We start from the raw sequence: 16440 nt of genomic DNA, 5'->3' as shown, positions 1-16440 counted from the left end.
TGGCTGCTGATGCTGGGCGGCCTCCTCGTATGGGCCGCGCATTTCTTGGGCCTGTATCTGCTGTCCAGCGCTGCGGACATGGCGCGTGGCGACGCCGGCGCCTGGAACGCCGGAGGCTATGTCTTCAGCCTGATTTGCCTGATGGCCATCTCAGCGCTGTGCTGGAAGTGCCTGATGGCTTTGCGCGCGAAGCCGAAGGCCACCCAGGCCTTCGGATTGCGGATCGCGATGTCTGCAGCCCTTCTGGGGGGGATCGGCGTGATTTTCCAAACGCTGGTTTTGCTGATCGGCGCCTAGAGTAGGCCGGTTCCTTCAGACAACAGCGTCACGGCTTCAATGCGAAGAGCGCAAGCCACCTTTCCATCCGTGCACGACGAGGGTCCGGCGCCAACTCTGACACCTCTTCATTCTCCGGGGAGCGGCTTGAAGACCTTGTCATAAACCGCTGGCTCAGCCGCCAGGACCATGCCGCTGCGCCATTGCAACGAGCCGTCCAACGTCTGTGCGAAGCCCAGCATGACATTCGGGCGTTCGAGACTGCGCGAGCCGCCCAGGTCGCGGATCAGCCGGTTCACCTCGCTCTGCGGCAGAAGCACCAGCTTGCTGGCGATCACGGTATTATAGGTCGCCGGGAGCGCCCTGTAGTCGAAGGCTTCGGTTGGGTTGGTGAAGCCGGGATCCGAAATCTGCAGATAGCGACGATTGAAATCCGCCAGGGTGACATGTTCGCCGTTGCCGGTGGTCATGACCTGATCGAAGTAGCGGTCGGGCGTGGTGAGATAGGATTTCAGCTCAGCCTTGGTCATCCCGGTCGCGCCCTTGAGCAGGGTGCCGAGCAGTGCAGCCTTCATCTCCCGGATCGGCTTGAGCAGGAAGTCCGGCGTTACGGCCTCGACGATATCGCCGGCCAGGGCGATGCCGCCGCCGACGACGTCAGGTGCGCCCGCCATCGAGAGAAGGTGTCGCGTCGCATAATCGGTAAGGATCGCGTCGGCCTTTTCGGTGTCGGCTGTTCGACCGGCATTGAAGAACAGCGCGACCGCCGCCTGGTGGCTCAGCGACGGCCAAAGGCGCAGGCCTTCGTCGATGTCGTCGCGCCAGTATTCCTTGTAGGTGATCGGCCCGGCGTTCGCGACCATGTAGGCGGCCAGCTCGGCGGTCAACGCGACCCTGGAGCAGCTCCAGTCAAAGGCGCCGCAGGCGTCGGCGCGGCGTTGAAGGTCGGCCTTGTGGGCGTAGTACTCCCGAATGTCGTCATCGAGTTCGGCCCTGAGGGTCGAAAAGATGCGCGGCACGGACATGTTCGAACTGGAGTTCGCTCGTGGCAGCAAGGAATCCAGCCGGGTTCCTGGGCGGGCGTCCACCATCGTCGTGTAGATGCGGCTATCGAGGCCATCGATAGAGGCGGTGAAGAAGTCTCCGGTCAGGGCGTCGGCAGGCAGGCGTTTGTCGACATAGCCTTCCAGTACGATGTGGCGGATCGCATTGTCAGGCGGCGTCAAGGTGAAGGGCGCGCCCGAAAAATGGTTGATGAAGGTATGGCCATAGGTGTCCCCTGCCGCGTGGGTGAGGAAGCCCAGTCTGAACGCGCGCTGCGTCGGCGTTTCATCGAAGCTGGACCACACATGCTCCAGCCAGGCGTTGGAGCCGCCGGAGACGCCGGTCTCGTCGCCATCCGGATGGATGACCTGCTGTCCGGTGAGGATGTCGGGATAGGCGTCGGGGCCGAGCACGCCGGCGCGATATTGCGCCCGGCCAAGCCGCAGCGCCTCGAGCGTTTGAGGATCGACCCTGTATCGACGCACCTCGCCGCCGCCCAGGATCGGGATTTCCACGAACCCGTCGTCGAGCGCGTCTCTGGCTGCGATTTCCGCGAAATAGACGTGAGAGGTGGGCTTCCAGGCTGAAGCGATGCCCGGGACCAGGGCGGCGATGAGGCCTGCCACGGCGGCAGAGAATTTGAGTACTGCTGATCGGCTTTTCACGCGTTGCTCTCCAGGTCGTTTGGCGCTGCTGAGAAGCGATCGAGAAGACGACGAACTCGATGGATCAGCCCGCCCAATGCCAGATACCATTGCTCGCCGAAGGGGTGTCGTCACTCGTCTGGCGCGATATTTCTGTTGATATGTGGGGGCAAGTGTCGATGCCCAGCCGCACCTGAAGTCGTGAAGATGCAATCTTAAGGAGATTTTTCTTGACGTTCGACCGAAGACGCGGCGCACTCGCCTGAGAGCTTGACCGAGGCCTGAACCCACCGTGATGAAACTGCTCGCGATCCAGGATTTCGCCGCCGCGCGAAATCAGACGTTTGACCTGACGATGGGGGCGGACACGTCGATGCCGCTGACCTTGGTGGAGGTGAAATCTTTGTCGCCGACGCTGGCGCCGGGGACGATGCGGGCGCCTTTTTCGCTGATGTTCCGCAGCCAGAGCGCCGTGGTGCTGCCGCAGAAGATCTATGGCTTGCGCAACGCCGTGATGGGGGCACTTCAAGTCTTTCTGGTGCCCGTCGCGCGGGATCGCGAAGGCATCGTCTATCAGGCGGTGTTCAACTGAGCGACAGGCTCATTGACCGGTGCGTCTCGGTTGTTGCGCTCTCGATCCGGTAGCCGTGCCGCCCATACAGAGCCTCGGCCCTCGGATTGTCGACGGCGACGCTGAGGTCGATCGTCGAGGCGTGGTGGGTCGCTGCTGTCCGCGCCAGCCAGCCAAGGATCAGGCCGCCGAATCCGCGTGAACGCCAGGCCGTCAGCAGCGCCAGCTCGATCAAACGCCACCGCTTGGTCGTCCGATCCAGATACAGCCGGCCGATGTCCCGCGGCGCGCCGTCCGGACCGCGGCCTGTGAGGATCAGCAGATCGGCGTCGGGATGGCGCGTGGTGAAACGTCGGCTTTGCAAGTTGAACTGCTGATCAAGAAAGGCCTGCGTCATCGACGCAGGCCATCCCGTCAGAGACATCTCCGGGGCGCGAATATCGGCATAGAGCGCGCGCAGAAACGGTTGATCGGTCGGCCGCATGGGCCGAACGCCAAGCCCGACTTGGGCCATCGCTGCGGAGACGACAAGCGGTGAGCGGACGCTGGGCGCAGGCCCTCGGTCCAGGCCGCTGGTCACGGGAAGTCGGGGAAGACGCCGGTGGTCGCGATGCAGAAGTTCAACGGCAGACCCGGCTGACGGTTCTCGTGCGGCTGGCCACCCCCGGCTGGACTGATCGCAGAGGGCGAAAACGCCTGATCGACCGGCGCCGCCGCGAAGATGGACGTCAGGTCTGACGTGCCCAGAGCGCTGGTCGAGGTCGGGCCTGGCGTACGCGCCCCCGTACCGCCCTCGTAAGCATACAACTGATGGCTATGGGCGGCGATCTCGGCGACGCTGAGGGTCACGGAGCTTTGGCCGAACTCGTCGCCCAATTGATACGACTGCAGCCCTACGCCCTGGCCCGCACCGCAGAAGCCGCGTGCTGAAAGGTTCGGCAGTTGGAACGTCGATGATCCGTTGCCGCCAAAGGTCGTTCCGATCAGCGCGAACAAGGCCGTCTGCTGTACAAGGGGAATGGTCGCGCCATTACAGAAGGCCCAGTCCACCGGCGCGAAGGGGAAACCGAAGATGCGGATTTCGCCTGTATAGGGATCTGCCATGATCCTGTCCTTTCGTCTTGTCGCCGCGCACGGCGAGGAAATGGAGGTGGGGTGGCCGGGATCAGCTTTGGGTTGGATAGATGCCCAACCAGGCGATCGCTGCGCGCAGGGGCAGGGTCGGAGCCCGGTTCTCGTGAGGCTGGCTGCCGCCGGCAGGCTGGACGGCGGTGCCGGTGATCGGAGCAGGGGTCGCGCCTGAGATGCTCGAGACGTAGAGGGTGTCGTCCGAGCCGAGGGCCGCCGGCAGGGCGCCGTTCGGGCTGGCCGTCGCGGCGGGCGATGATGATGCGACCAGCAGGTGACTGTGTCCCCCCAACTGGTTCGACTGAAGCGTAACGGCCTCGCTTCCAAACGTCTGGCCCAGCACACGCGGCGTCAATCCAGGGCCGGGGCCTTGGTGGATCGGCAGTCGTCCGCGAAGGTCGGGAACACCGAAGGTGGTCCTTCCGTCGCCGCCGTATTGTGTGCCGATCAGCGCGTAGAGTATCTCGTACTGAGCGATCGACAGCAGTGAGCCGTCACACGTCTGCCAGCCGTTCGGAACACCCCGTGTATAGGGAAACCAGCGAATCTCGCCGACGTATTGGTCACTCATGGATGATCTCCTTGATTGCGCCAAACAGCCCTATTGGCGAGACGGAAAGATGCCGGAAAGCGCGATGCTGAAGCTGAGCACCAGAGACGGCTGGCTGTTGTCGTGGGGCAGGGCGCCCGCCGACGTCATCGGTCCGCCGGCAAGAGGGGTCGGAGTTCCGCCGGCGGCATAGGCGTTGGTCGACGCTGTGGCGAAGACTTCGTTCGAAGGCGCGCCATTGGCCGCCGCCGCGCTGGTGACGCCCATCATGTGCGTGTGCGGCGGGATTTGCGACTCCATCAGGGTCACGCTCTCGACCCCTTGGGGGACGCCCTGAACCAGGGCCGGGGGCTGCCAGGCCGGATCCGTCGATGGTCCGGCGCCCAGGGGATAGCGACCGCGCAGGTCCGGCAAGCCGAAGGTCTGTGATCCATTCCCGCCATACTGCAAGCCGAGCAGGGCGTAGAGCGCCGTATTCTGCGTGATCGGGAGAAGCTGGCCATTGCACAGGGCATAGCCTCTGGGCGCAAAGCCAAACCCGGTAGTGATGATCTGACCGAGGAAGGGTTCCGACATGGGCAGGCTCCTGTGCGATCCGAGGATCAGGCGAAATCGGCGATATGACCGGGGCCGTACAACCCTAGAGGGCCAATACATCACGACGTGGATTGCGTGTTCATCCGACGGCATGTTAGGAATACCATCGTCATGGGAGGACGCTACAAGCTTGGCGGGGGATGTCAAGCTAGCGTCAGGGTTGTGGGGTCGAATTTCGGCGTGTCCTGACACGGGGCGGCGTGGTTCGAAATTTTGGGCGAATAACAGATGGTTGGCGAGACCTTAGGCCGTAGGGCGAGTGTGCTTCTGTGCGCGCTGGTCGCATTCGTGACGCTTTTTGCGAGCGGATGGGCGGCGCCGGCTCAAGCCGCGACCTTCCCCTGCTCTATCGGGCCTTCCGACATCTCCGGGTTGTCTTTCACCAATGCGGGAGACGGGTCTTTCCAGTTGGGCGGTGTTCTGACGGCCAGCAACATCACGGCGACATCGGGCGGCTGTAACAACCTGCCCAGCGCGACCGCCATCCGGCCTCTGGTGGGTGGAACGGCCACCCCCACGCTGAACCAACCCGTGACCAATGCGACGTCCCAGGGCGGGTCCCTGATCCGGACGGCGGCGGGCGAGGTTCAGTATCGGCCGCCGTCGCCCAGTTTTTCGGGCACGGACACGTTCACGATCGACAACAACAACACCTCGCGCGTCATCAACGTCACTGTCGTGGTGGCCGCCGCAGCTCTGCCGCCTGCTGTAAGCAGCCTCAGTCCGTCTCAGGGACCTACCGCAGGCGGCACTTCGATAGTGATCACGGGATCGAACTTCAGCGGATCGACGGCCGTGGCGTTCGGCGCCACAGCGGCGACCAGCTTCACCGTCAACAGCGCCACCCAGATCACCGCCACATCGCCCGCCCAGGCGGCGGGCGTCGTCGATGTCGTCGTCACAAGCCCGGACGGGTCCAGCAGCACGTCGGCCGCTTCGCAATACACCTATGTCGCCCCACCGGCGGTGACGGCGATTGCACCGACATCCGGCCCCGCCTCCGGGGGGACGACCGTCGTCTTGACCGGCGTGAACTTCGCAAATGCCACCGCCGTGACCTTCGGAGGTGCGGCGGCGACCAGCTTCACGGTCAACAGCGCGACCCAGGTCACGGCGACGGCGCCGGCGGGCACGGGCACGGTTGACATACGCATCACGACGGCAGGGGGAACCAGCGCGACTTCGGCGGCGGATCAGTACACCTATGTCGCAGCGCCGACCGTGACGGGCGTCGCCCCGAACTCGGGGAGCACCGCTGGCGGAACGGCCGTCACGATCACCGGTTCAGGTCTGTCGGGCGCCACCTCGGTGACGTTCGGCGGTAATGCCGCGAGCAATGTCGTGATCGCCGGCGACGGACAGTCGCTGACCGCGACCACGCCGGCGGGCGGCGCCGGTGCGACGACGGTGTCGGTGACGACGCCGGGCGGCACGGGGCAGTTGGCGGGCGGCTATAGCTATGTGGTGCTGACCGCTCCGTCCGTGACGACCCAGCCTCAAAACCAGACGGCGGCGGCGGGCGCGACGGCGACCTTCTCCATCGCCGGTTCGGGCAGTCCATCCCCGACGGTGCAGTGGCAGGTCTCCACGAACGGCGGCGCGAGCTACAGCAACATCTCCGGCGCAAGCGGGACCAGCTATACGACGCCGGCGACGACGCCGTCGGATAACGGCACGGTCTATCGCGCAATACTGTCCAACAGCCAAGGCACGGCGACCAGTTCAGCCGCCACGCTGACGGTCGTTTCGCAGCCGACGGCGGACAGTCAGAGCCTGACGGTTTCCTATCAGACCGCGACTGCGCTCACCCTGACCGGCAGCGATCCGAATACGCCGGCGCGGACGCTGAGCTACACGATCGAGACGGCGCCGGCGCATGGGACATTGAGTGGGACGGCGCCGAACCTGACCTATACGCCCGCCGCCGGCTACAGCGGATCCGACAACTTCACCTTTACAGTGAACAACGGCGTTTCGACTTCGGCGCCGGCGACAGTCGCCATTACCGTGACGCCAGCCGCGCCCACCGTCGTGACCCAGCCCTCCAGCCAGAGCGTGACGGCCGGAGCCACGGCGACCTTTACGGCGTCCGCTTCCGGCAGCCCGACCGTAAAATGGCAGGACTCGTCCGACGGTGGCGGCAGCTGGGCCGACATCGCCGGCGCGACCTCCACCACCTATACGACGCCCGCGACGACCACGGCCGACAGCGGCAAGCGGTTCCGCGCCGTGTTCACGAACGTCGGGGGAACGGCGACCAGCAATGCGGCGACCCTGACCGTCGTCGCGCCGACCATCACCGTTGCGCCGACGACCTTGCCCAATGCGACGGTCGGAGCGGCCTATAGCCAGACCGTGACCGCCGGAGGCGGCGTCGCTCCCTACAGCTACGCCGTCACAGCCGGCGCCCTGCCGTCCGGTATGACCTTCAGCAGCGCCGGCGTGCTTTCGGGAACGCCGACGGCGGGGGGAAGCTTCGCCTTCACCGTGAGCGCGACCGACAGCTCGACGGGCGGCAGCGCGCCCTTTTCGGGCAGCCGCAGCTATGTGCTGACGGTCGCGGCCGCAACCGTAAGCGTCACGCCCGCCACGCTACCAAACGGCGTCGCCGGCAGGGCCTACACCCAGACCGTGACGGCTTCCGGCGGTACGGGCCCTTACAGCTTTGCGGTCACGGCCGGAGTCTTGCCGCCCGGCTGGACGCTGTCGTCCGCCGGCGTCTTGTCCGGGACGGCGACATCGTCGGACGTGTTCAACTTCACAATCACGGCGACCGACAGTTCCACCGGCGCAGGCGCGCCCTACAGCGGCAGCCGAGCCTATTCGGTCACGGTCACCTCACCCTACTTCACGCTCACGGCGCCGACGCTTTCGGCCGTGGTCGGCCAGAGCTACTCCGGCGCCTTCGTCGCCGGCGGCGGCACGGCGCCCTACACCTACTTCCGCGCCGCCGGGACACTGCCAGCCGGGCTTACGCTCGCGTCCGATGGAACCCTGTCGGGCACGCCGACCAGCGCGGGCACGTTCAACTTCACCGTGATTGCGCGCGACAGCACCGGCGGTCCGGCCGCGCCCTACCAGGTGGGCAGCGGCTACAGCTTCACGGTCAGCGCGCCGACGATGGTCTTGTCGCCTTCCAGCCTGCCCGGCGGACAGGCCGGCGCGACCTACAGCCAGACGCTCAACGCCTCGGGCGGCGTGGCGCCCTATAGCTACGGCATCACGGCCGGTGCGTTGCCGACCGGTCTGGTTCTCGATTCCTCCACGGGCGCGATCAGCGGCACGCCGACGGCGCAAGGAACCTTCAACTTCACGGCGACGGCGACGGACAGTTCGACTGGGGCAGGGCCGACGTCGGCCAGCCGAGCCTATTCCATCGTCATCGCGGCGCCGACGATCATCATCGCGCCGACCAGCCTGCCGGCCGGCGCGACGGGGGCAGCTTACAGCCAGACGGTGACGGCCAGCGGAGGGACTGCGCCCTACAGCTACGCGGTCACGGCGGGCGCTCTTCCCGCAGGGCTGTCCCTGTCGTCGTCCGGCGCGCTTGCCGGGACGCCGACGACGTCGGGCAGCTTCAACTTCACCGTGACGGCGACAGACGCGACGACCGGATCGTCGGCGCCCTATACCGGCGTCCAGGCCTATACGCTGGTCATCGCGGCGCCGACCGTCACGGTCGACACCGCCACCCTGCCTGCGGCGACGGTGGCGAGCGCCTACAGTCAGACCCTGACCGCCAGCGGCGGCGTGGGCCCCTACAGCTATGCAGTTACGTCCGGCGCCCTGCCTGCCGGCGTCAGCCTGTCTTCGGCCGGGGTGCTCAGCGGTTCGCCGACGCAAGGGGGTGGATTCACCTTCACCGTCACGGCCACCGACTCGTCGGGCGGCGCCGGGCCGTTCAGCGGCAGCCGTGCCCTGACCCTGACGGTCAATGGACCCAGCATCGCGATCACGCCGACGAGCCTGCCCAACGCCAATGTCGGGACGGCCTACAGTCAGGTCGTCACGGCGTCCGGCGGCGTCGGCCCCTATAGCTATGCAGTCACCGCAGGCGCCCTGCCTGCCGGCCTGACGCTCGCGTCGAACGGCGCCCTGTCCGGCGCACCGAGCGCCGGCGGTGTGTTCAACTTCACGATCAGCGCGACCGACAGCAGCGGCGGCTCCGGTCCCTATTCCGGCGCGCAGACCTATAGCCTGACGGTCAGTGCGCCGACGATGACCTTGTCGCCGACGAACCTGCCGAACGCGACCGCTGGCGCAGCCTACAGCGCGACGGTCTCTGCGAGCGGGGGCGTGTCGCCCTACAGCTACGCGGTTACGTCCGGCGCCCTGCCGGCCGGAATCAGCCTCGCGTCCAACGGCGCGCTGTCCGGCACGCCGACGGCGGGAGGAAGCTTCAACTTCACCATCACGGCGACCGACAGTTCGACCGGAACCGGCGCTCCGTTCACGGCCAGCCGCGGCTACGCCTTGACGGTCGCCGCCGCGACGATCGTGGTGACGCCCACGACCCTACCTGGAGGACAGGTCGAGGCGGCCTATAGCCAGAGTCTGTCCGCCTCGGGCGGCACGGCGCCCTACGCCTACGCCGTTACGGCGGGCGCTGTGCCGGCAGGGTTGAACCTGTCGTCTGCTGGCGTCCTGTCGGGTGCGCCGACTACGAGCGGAACCTTCAACTTCACCGTCACGGCGACGGACGCTTCCGCAGGTTCGGGCCCATTCTCGGGAAGTCAGGCCTATGCGCTCGTCATCGCCGCGCCCAATCCACCCGTTGCGGGCGATCTCGCCGCGACGGTCGCCTATGGCTCGACGAACAACGCCATCTCGCCGGTCTTGTCGGGCGGAACGGCTGACAGTGTCGCGGTGTCGACCGGGCCTGCGCACGGCGCGGTGGCCGTAAGCGGACGCAGCTTCCTGTACACGCCGGCCGCCGGCTATTTCGGCACCGACAGCTTCACCTATACGGCGACCAATGGGGGCGGCGTTTCGGCGCCGGCCACTGTCAGCATCACCGTGGGCGCGCCGCCCGCGCCGGTCACGACGAGTGTGTCCGGCGTCGCGGTCCCCTACGCCAGCCCTGGTTTCGCGATCGACCTGTCAGCCTCCATCAGTGGCGTCTATGACCGTATCGACGTGGCGACCGCGCCTGCGCACGGGACGGTCAGCGTCTCCGGCGCGGTGGCGACCTATCGGCCCGCCTCGAACTATTTCGGCGACGACACCTTCAGCTTCACGGCCAGCGGTCCCGGTGGAACCTCTTCGGCATCGACCGTTTCGTTGACCGTCGCCACGCCGCCGCCGCCCGACGTCACGCCGCCAGCGCCGGTCGTGGTTCCGCCTGCAAGCGGCGGCGGTGCGGCGCCGACTTCGGTCGACTTGGGCGCCCGTACACGAGGGGTGACGGACGGCTATCGCGTGACGACCAGCGCGCGCTTCGGCGCTTCGGTCATCTCGACCACCCCGGCGACGACACCCCAGGGCAGCGATACCTTCGCCCTGGTTTATACGCCCGCCGACAACTTCATCGGGACAGACACGGTCAATGTTGTGGCCTTCGGTCCCGGCGGGGACTCCGCGCCGGCGACCTTCACCTTCCAGGTCGCGGGCAAGGCGCCGGATCTGTCAGGCAGCGTCGTTTCCAGCGAAACTCTGACGGTATCGCCGACCGCAACCTTGGTCGGCGGCCCGTTCCAGGCGTTGCGCATCACCCGCCAGCCGGCGTTCGGCACGGCCACGGTCCAAGGGTTGAACATCGTCTTCACGCCCGGTCTGGCCAACGGCGGATCGACCTCGCTGGACTATGTCATCGATCTGCCGTTCGGTTCGTCGGCGGCAGGTCGGCTGGATCTGACGGTTGGCCAGGTTCCGGCCTCGCAGACGCTGACCGCCGATACGATCCAGGGCCGTCCGGTCACGGTTCGCATCAGCGATACGGCAGGCGGTCCCTTCACAGGCGCCGCAGTCACCTCGATCTCGCCCACGACGGCGGGCTCTGCGGCGATCGCCGGAACGACCGGAACCTACGACCTGACCTTTACGCCTCAGGACGCGTTCTCGGGACAGGCTGTGATCCGCTTCACCCTGACCAACGCCAGCGGAACCTCGACCGGAACCCTGACCGTCACGGTCGCGGCGCGGCCGGACCCGTCGCTGGATCCGGATGTGCGGGGCGTCGCCTCCGGCCAGATCACGGCCGCGCGCCGCTTCTCCGACACCCAGGTCGACAACTTCCAGCGGCGTCTGGAAGGGTTGCGAGATGGATCGAACGAATCTCGCAACGGTCTGAGCCTGAACTTCGGCAGCGCCGCCAATCAGGATGATCGTGATCCGCGCGTCGCCTTCAGGCGTCAGCTGGGTCAGGATCAGCGGCTGGATCCGGGCGCTCTGGGCGACGATCGCGACCGCGACATGCTGGGTCTGGAGTTCGCATCTGACCGCACGGTTACGGTCGATCCGACGAAGAGCCAGGCCAACCGTCTGAACGCGGCGCCGGCCGGGCAGGGGGCGGCCGAAGGCGGCGGATCGGTCGGGGTCTGGACCTCGGGCTCGGTCGACTGGGGCCGTCAGGACGCGCAAGGCCTGCGCGACAGCCGCTTCACCACCCAAGGCGTGACGGCTGGCCTCGACGTCCGCGTGAACGATCAACTGATCGTCGGCGGGGGCCTCGGATATGGCGAGGACAAGACCCGGATTGGCGATAATGGTTCGATGTCCAGAGGCAAGGCGACGACCGGCGCCCTGTACGCCAGCTGGCGCCCGGCCGACGGCTGGTTTGTCGATGGGGTGATCGGTCTGACCGATCTCGATTTCGACAGCCGTCGCTGGGTCGTCGGTCTGCTGGGGCAGGCGGGTGGCTATGCCGACGGAGAGCGTTCGGGCGACGTGCGCTTCGCCTCGGCCGCGTTCGGACGGACCTTGCGCCGCCAGGGCCTGGCCGCCGACCTCTACGTGCTCATGGAGGGCCGCGACATCGCGCTGGACGGCTTTACGGAAACCAGCGGCGGCCTTTCGGCCCTGGCCTGGGACGCGATTGATCAGAGCGGCATCTCGGTCAATCTGGGCGCGTCCTGGCGCTGGGTCATCGAAAGCCGTCGCTTCGGCGTCCTGCGGCCTACGGTGCGTCTGGAGTGGTCGCACGAGCTGGAGGATATCGAGACCCAAGGCGTCCGCTACGCCGACTGGGCCGCCAGTCCGACCTACCTGATCCCGCTCGATGGCTGGTCGCGCGACGCTCTGAACCTCGACCTGGGCGCGGAATGGTCGCTGAGCGACCGTCTGATGCTGAGCCTCGGCTATCGTGGGATGCTGGGCGACGCCAGCTCCAGTCACGGCGGCCAGATCGGGCTCAAATACGGTTGGTGAGGCAGAGCGGGCCGTCTCAACGCGTCGGCCCGACGTCTTCGGCCAGCCCAGACGAGAAACTCGGCGTCCTCCGGGTTCGCCGGGATTTCGCCAGCGCCTTGGTGCAGGTGAGAAGAAGTTCGGTCACGCACACGTTGCTTCGGTTCATTCGGAAGACCGTTTGGCGGGTCATCCGGAAAAACAGACTGCCCGAGAGGTTCACGGCAATGGTAGAGAGGCGGAATGCTGAAGGTCCGCGCCCTGCCTGCCGATTGCGCCGAAAGACGCCATAGCTGCGTCTGCTCAAGCTGCAGCGCGCGCGCCTTCAGCGTCTGCGCCAGCCTTCCCGGCGATGACCTCGTGCGACTGGACTCTATCGCCGAGCGGATCGTCTTGGCGGCGGGCGATGTCATGGCGCGCGAAGATGAACCCGCCGCCAGTGTCCTCAACATCACCTCGGGCGCTGTGCGGATCTACAAGCTTCTGCCCGACGGTCGCCGCCAGATCACCGGCTTCCTGTTCGCAGGCGATTTCGTAGGACTGACGGCCGGTGAGACCTATGCCTTCTCTGCGGAGGCGATCGAGGAAACGACCGTATGTCGGTTTCGCGCTTCTGAATATCGCGCCTTGGCGCGAGAGCGGCCTAGTCTCGAAGCGGCCTTGCTGAGCCGGGCGATGCATGAGCTGACGGCGGCGCAGGATCAGATGCTTCTGCTCGGCCGCAAGACCGCACGCGAACGCCTGGCCAGCTTCCTGGTGACGATGCTTTCGCGCGATCCCTTGCGTCCCTCCGGCGACAACGCCGTGCGACTGCCGATGACCCGATCCGAGATCGCGGACTATCTCGGCCTCACGATCGAGACGGTCAGTCGCGAGCTGACCAAGTTGAAGACCAGCGGCGTCATCCATGCCGTTTCTCTGCACGACCTGCGGATCGAGCGCCCTGACCGCCTGAAAGACATGGCGAACGGCGCATCCTAGGCGGCCAAGTCGGCTGGCGAGCAGGTCAGACGAAGATGTCCGTCGCTGCCCAGCCCTTCGACCCGAATGGAGCGGTCGCAGAGCGCCATCGGCGGCGCCCGGTGGCTGACCAGGATCAGGCCTTGTCCATGCTTGGCCAGGCGGTTCTGAAGGCGGTCCAGGACCTGGGCCTCCGTCGCGGCGTCCAAACCTTCCGTCGGTTCGTCCAGCACCAGCCAGGGCGCATCGCGCAGATAGGCGCGCGCCAAGCCAAGACGCCGTCGCTCCCCGCCTGATAGTCGCTCGCCGTTGGGGCCGACCGGGGTGTCCAGGCCCAACGGTTCGGCGCGGAGCCGGTCGCCCAGCGCGGCGTCGTCCAACGCCGCCCACAGGGCCGCCTCGTCGGCGGGCCCTGCAAGCAACAGATTCTCACGCACCGATCCGTTCAGCAGACGGACGTCCTGCGCCGCGTAGGCGAACAGCCGGCGCCGATCCTCCGGCGCGATGTCGACGGCGTCCATTCCACCCAGCCGCATCTCGCCGGCCTGGGGCGTCCGCAGCCCGATCAGGCGTTCGATCAGCGTCGTCTTGCCTGCGCCGGAGGGACCGAAGACGCCGAGGCGGTAGGGCGGCGCCAGCTCGGGCCCAAGGTTTGCGAGACCGAGCGTCGCAGTGCTGAGCGGTCGGCCGTGACGGGATGACGCCGTGGGCATGGCGGCGTCGAGGCGAGACAGGGCCTGGGCGGCAGACCCGTTCTGGTGCAGGGCGACAACCAGCCCCGCAGCGGATTCGACGCCCATGACCGCCGCCAAGGCCGCGAGCGCGATCAGCGGCAGGTCGGCGGAGGACGCGGCGGGGATGACGACGCCGACCGCGAGGGCGCTGGCCGCCGCCTGCCACACGGCCATCCAGCCGCCCGATCGGGTCAGGGCGATCTGCGCCGCGTCGTGATCGGCGGCGACCCGCGCGACCTGCGCGCACGCCCAGTCGTCAAGACCGTAGGCCTTCAGCTCGGGCGCGGCGGCCTCCAGGGCGGCGAGGCGATCCTTCAGCGCGCCGGCGCCGGTCTGCACCGCTCGGCCGGCCGGATCGGCGAGGCGGCGAGCGATCAGAACGCCGCCCAAGACTGCTGCGATCATCACGCCGAGCAGGGCCGCGCCAGCCAAGGGGGAGGAGAGGCCGGCCAGCAGCACGGCGGAAACGGCGCCGGCGCCCAGGCTCCAAGGCGCCGAGCGTCGCACGAAGAGGGTCTGAACCGCGTCCACGTCCTGAACCAGCCGGGCCGAGACCTCGCCGGACGATAGGTTCAGAGCGCGCTCGGCCGGGCCTGTGGCGATGGCGTCGAACAACTGCGGGCGCAGGCGGGCGAGCGCCTTTAGAGCCGCCTCATGGCCCGCGACGCGCTCGACATAGCGGCCGCCGGTGCGGACGATGGCCAGCAGGCGGATGATGGCGCTGGGCATCATATAGTTGAAGCTCTGGGCGGCCGCCGCGCCCGCCAGGCCCGCAAACGCCGCGCCCGTGATAAACCAGCCCGACAGCCCCAACAGACAGACGGCCGCTACCGAGACGACGGCGCCGCCGGCCGCTGCGACCCTAAGCCGGGCGCGCTGGGCCTGAGTCTGGGCGCCGATCAGGCCGGCGATGCGTGACGGGACTCTCACAGCGTCACCACGCGGTCGGCCAAGGCGGCGACGGCTGGGGAATGGGTGGCGATCAGGGTGGTGCGGCCGCGCGCGGCCTGACGGATGACGTCGAGCATGGCGCGTTCCGAGGCCGGATCCAGATTGGCGGTCGGCTCGTCCAGCACCAGTAGCGGCGCCCGCTTCAGGATAGCGCGGGCCAAGCCCAGGCGACGGCGTTCGCCGCCCGACAGACCGCCGCCACGCTCGTCGATCGGGCGATCCAGATCGCCGGACAGGCCCGCCGTGCGCGCGGCCAGGCCGATGCGGCCGGGGCAGGCGGTGCGATCCGCCAGGGCGATGTTCTCGGCCAGGGTCCCAGGCGTGACGATCGGGTGCTGGCTGGCCCAGGCGACCCGCCCGGCGATGTCGCCGCACTGGCTGAGCCGCGCGCCGCCCACCTCGACCTCGCCGCGCGTCAAGGGTGCGAGGCCGAGCAGCAGATGCAGAAGACTGGACTTGCCCGCGCCGCTGGCGCCCACCAGCGCCACGATCTGGCCCGGCGCGATGTCGAGATCAAACCCGTCGATGACCGGCGCTGAGCCTTCATAAGCGATCGCGACATCGCGGAAATGGATGGCGGGCGCCAGGTCGCCGATGGGCGTGCGCTGGGCCGGGCGCGGGTCTGGCGTGATCAGGGATGGGGCCGCGGCCTCGGCGGCCTGGCGATCATGATAGGCGGCCGCAAGGCGGCGCAGCGGCGCATAGACTTCGGGCGCCAGGGCCAGCACGAAGAAGGCGCGCGACAGGTCCAGCGTCTCGGGAACGGGGAAGGGCAGCAGCCGCAACAGGTTGAAGCCGCAATAGACGGCGATCAGCGCGACCGACAAGGCCGAGAAGAACTCCAGCACGCCCGACGACAGGAAGGCGATGCGCATGACGCGGGCGGTGCGGCGCTCCAGCTCGTCCGAGGCCTGGGCGATCTGCACCGTCGTGCGACCCACGGCGTCGAAGGCGAGAATGGCGGGCAGGGTGCGGATACGGTCGATGAACAGGCCGGACAGCCGCTCAAGCGCCTGAAACTGACGACGGCTTTCGCCTGCCGCGGCCGTGCCCGCCAGGGCCATGCCGACGATGAAGGGAAACAGGGTGAACAGCAGGATGCCCGCCGACACCGGGCTGGCGATCGCGGCGGCGGCAATGATCAGCAGCGGCGAAACCCCGGCAGCGAGGCGCAGAGGAGCAAACCGCGAATAGTAGCCGTCCAGCGCGCCGACCCCCTCGACCAGGGCCGTCATCTGCGCGCTGGATCGTCGTCCTCGCCCGAACAGGTCCGACAGCAGGCGGCTTCGGACGTCGGTCTTTATCGCCCGACCCAGCTTCGCGCCGACGATCACGGCGGCCTGGCCGATCAGGCCCCGCGCGATCAGGCTAAATACGGCTAAAGCCAGCCACGGCGCGGCGGCGGCCGGCGATAAGGCCAGGCTGGAAATGGTCAAAGCCAGCCCAGCCGCGAAGCCGATCGCAGGTGCGACGTCCGCAATGGTCAGCACGCCCGTCAGCAGGGTCAGCCGCCTCCACGGACGACCGATCTGCTTCAACCAGGCGGCCGCAGAGGCAGGGGCGATTGGCACGGCGCTCATCAACGGACTCCAGCGCTCGGCGCAGGCCGCGCGCCATTGGGCAAAACGTCGTTGGACGAAA

The 16440-nt window shown here is 67.5% G+C and carries 11 protein-coding genes; 4 read left to right on the top strand and 7 right to left on the bottom strand.

What is annotated here, in order from left to right; genetic code table 11:
• Nucleotides 1-9: 9 nt before the first annotated feature.
• The gene (locus tag LG306_RS14515) at nucleotides 10-297 is read left to right on the top strand and encodes a hypothetical protein (protein WP_404415934.1); all 288 of its coding nucleotides are present in this window, start codon (nucleotides 10-12) and stop codon (nucleotides 295-297) included.
• A gap of 107 nt (nucleotides 298-404) precedes the next feature.
• On the opposite strand, the gene LG306_RS14510 is transcribed toward LG306_RS14515, so the two are convergent.
• A complete protein-coding gene (locus LG306_RS14510) occupies nucleotides 405-2177 on the bottom strand; it encodes a hypothetical protein (RefSeq protein ID WP_404415931.1) in 1773 nt (590 codons plus the stop codon).
• Nucleotides 2178-2259: 82 nt separating this feature from the next.
• Between LG306_RS14510 and LG306_RS14505 the strand changes: the two genes are divergently transcribed.
• Nucleotides 2260-2556, top strand: coding sequence for a DUF6916 family protein (locus LG306_RS14505; protein ID WP_404415928.1), 297 nt, complete (start codon nucleotides 2260-2262; stop codon nucleotides 2554-2556).
• Here LG306_RS14505 and LG306_RS14500 read toward each other — a convergent pair.
• The 4 genes from LG306_RS14500 to LG306_RS14485 all read right to left on the bottom strand — a co-directional run bounded on the left by LG306_RS14500 (nucleotide 2549) and on the right by LG306_RS14485 (nucleotide 4789).
• On the bottom strand, nucleotides 2549-3019 hold the full coding sequence (locus tag LG306_RS14500; protein ID WP_404415925.1) for a GNAT family N-acetyltransferase: 471 nt from the start codon (nucleotides 3017-3019) through the stop codon (nucleotides 2549-2551). The genes LG306_RS14505 and LG306_RS14500 overlap by 8 nt on opposite strands.
• 92 nt (nucleotides 3020-3111) lie before the next feature.
• Nucleotides 3112-3639, bottom strand: a complete 528-nt coding sequence (locus LG306_RS14495) for a phage tail protein (protein ID WP_404415922.1) — start codon at nucleotides 3637-3639, stop codon at nucleotides 3112-3114.
• Nucleotides 3640-3700: 61 nt separating this feature from the next.
• Complete coding sequence (locus LG306_RS14490; RefSeq protein ID WP_404415919.1) at nucleotides 3701-4234, bottom strand: phage tail protein; 534 nt, start codon at nucleotides 4232-4234, stop codon at nucleotides 3701-3703.
• Nucleotides 4235-4264: 30 nt separating this feature from the next.
• Nucleotides 4265-4789 (bottom strand): phage tail protein, encoded by a 525-nt coding sequence (locus tag LG306_RS14485; RefSeq protein ID WP_404415916.1) that lies wholly within the window; start codon nucleotides 4787-4789, stop codon nucleotides 4265-4267.
• A gap of 309 nt (nucleotides 4790-5098) precedes the next feature.
• Between LG306_RS14485 and LG306_RS14480 the strand changes: the two genes are divergently transcribed.
• Together LG306_RS14480 and LG306_RS14475 are read left to right on the top strand one after the other, a co-directional pair.
• Nucleotides 5099-12175 carry a putative Ig domain-containing protein gene (locus LG306_RS14480; protein WP_404415913.1) on the top strand — a complete coding sequence of 2359 codons (7077 nt, stop codon included), beginning with the start codon at nucleotides 5099-5101 and terminating at the stop codon, nucleotides 12173-12175.
• Nucleotides 12176-12397: 222 nt separating this feature from the next.
• Nucleotides 12398-13135, top strand: coding sequence for a helix-turn-helix domain-containing protein (locus LG306_RS14475; RefSeq protein ID WP_404415911.1), 738 nt, complete (start codon nucleotides 12398-12400; stop codon nucleotides 13133-13135).
• On the opposite strand, the gene LG306_RS14470 is transcribed toward LG306_RS14475, so the two are convergent.
• Complete coding sequence (locus LG306_RS14470; RefSeq protein WP_404415908.1) at nucleotides 13132-14778, bottom strand: amino acid ABC transporter ATP-binding/permease protein; 1647 nt, start codon at nucleotides 14776-14778, stop codon at nucleotides 13132-13134. The two genes, LG306_RS14475 and LG306_RS14470, sit on opposite strands and share 4 nt — an antisense overlap.
• Nucleotides 14775-16379: a thiol reductant ABC exporter subunit CydD gene (cydD, locus tag LG306_RS14465; RefSeq protein WP_404415905.1), complete on the bottom strand. Its 1605-nt coding sequence runs from the start codon at nucleotides 16377-16379 to the stop codon at nucleotides 14775-14777. Before cydD ends, LG306_RS14470 begins: the two co-directional genes overlap by 4 nt.
• Between the last annotated feature and the right edge of the window lie 61 nt (nucleotides 16380-16440).

Source organism: Brevundimonas vesicularis (genome assembly GCF_044807075.1).
Taxonomy (GTDB): domain Bacteria; phylum Pseudomonadota; class Alphaproteobacteria; order Caulobacterales; family Caulobacteraceae; genus Brevundimonas; species Brevundimonas vesicularis_G.
The sequence above is the reverse complement of the archived record's forward strand: the minus strand, read 5'-3'. Positions and strand labels throughout refer to the sequence as shown.

Coding starts and splice junctions, on each gene's coding strand:
- cydD (WP_404415905.1), bottom strand. CDS start 16,379: ATGAGCGCCGTGCCAATCGCCCCTGCCTCTGCGGCCGCCTGGTTGAAG.
- LG306_RS14505 (WP_404415928.1), top strand. CDS start 2,260: ATGAAACTGCTCGCGATCCAGGATTTCGCCGCCGCGCGAAATCAGACG.
- LG306_RS14475 (WP_404415911.1), top strand. CDS start 12,398: ATGCTGAAGGTCCGCGCCCTGCCTGCCGATTGCGCCGAAAGACGCCAT.
- LG306_RS14490 (WP_404415919.1), bottom strand. CDS start 4,234: ATGAGTGACCAATACGTCGGCGAGATTCGCTGGTTTCCCTATACACGG.
- LG306_RS14485 (WP_404415916.1), bottom strand. CDS start 4,789: ATGTCGGAACCCTTCCTCGGTCAGATCATCACTACCGGGTTTGGCTTT.
- LG306_RS14500 (WP_404415925.1), bottom strand. CDS start 3,019: ATGCGGCCGACCGATCAACCGTTTCTGCGCGCGCTCTATGCCGATATT.
- LG306_RS14515 (WP_404415934.1), top strand. CDS start 10: ATGCTGGGCGGCCTCCTCGTATGGGCCGCGCATTTCTTGGGCCTGTAT.
- LG306_RS14495 (WP_404415922.1), bottom strand. CDS start 3,639: ATGGCAGATCCCTATACAGGCGAAATCCGCATCTTCGGTTTCCCCTTC.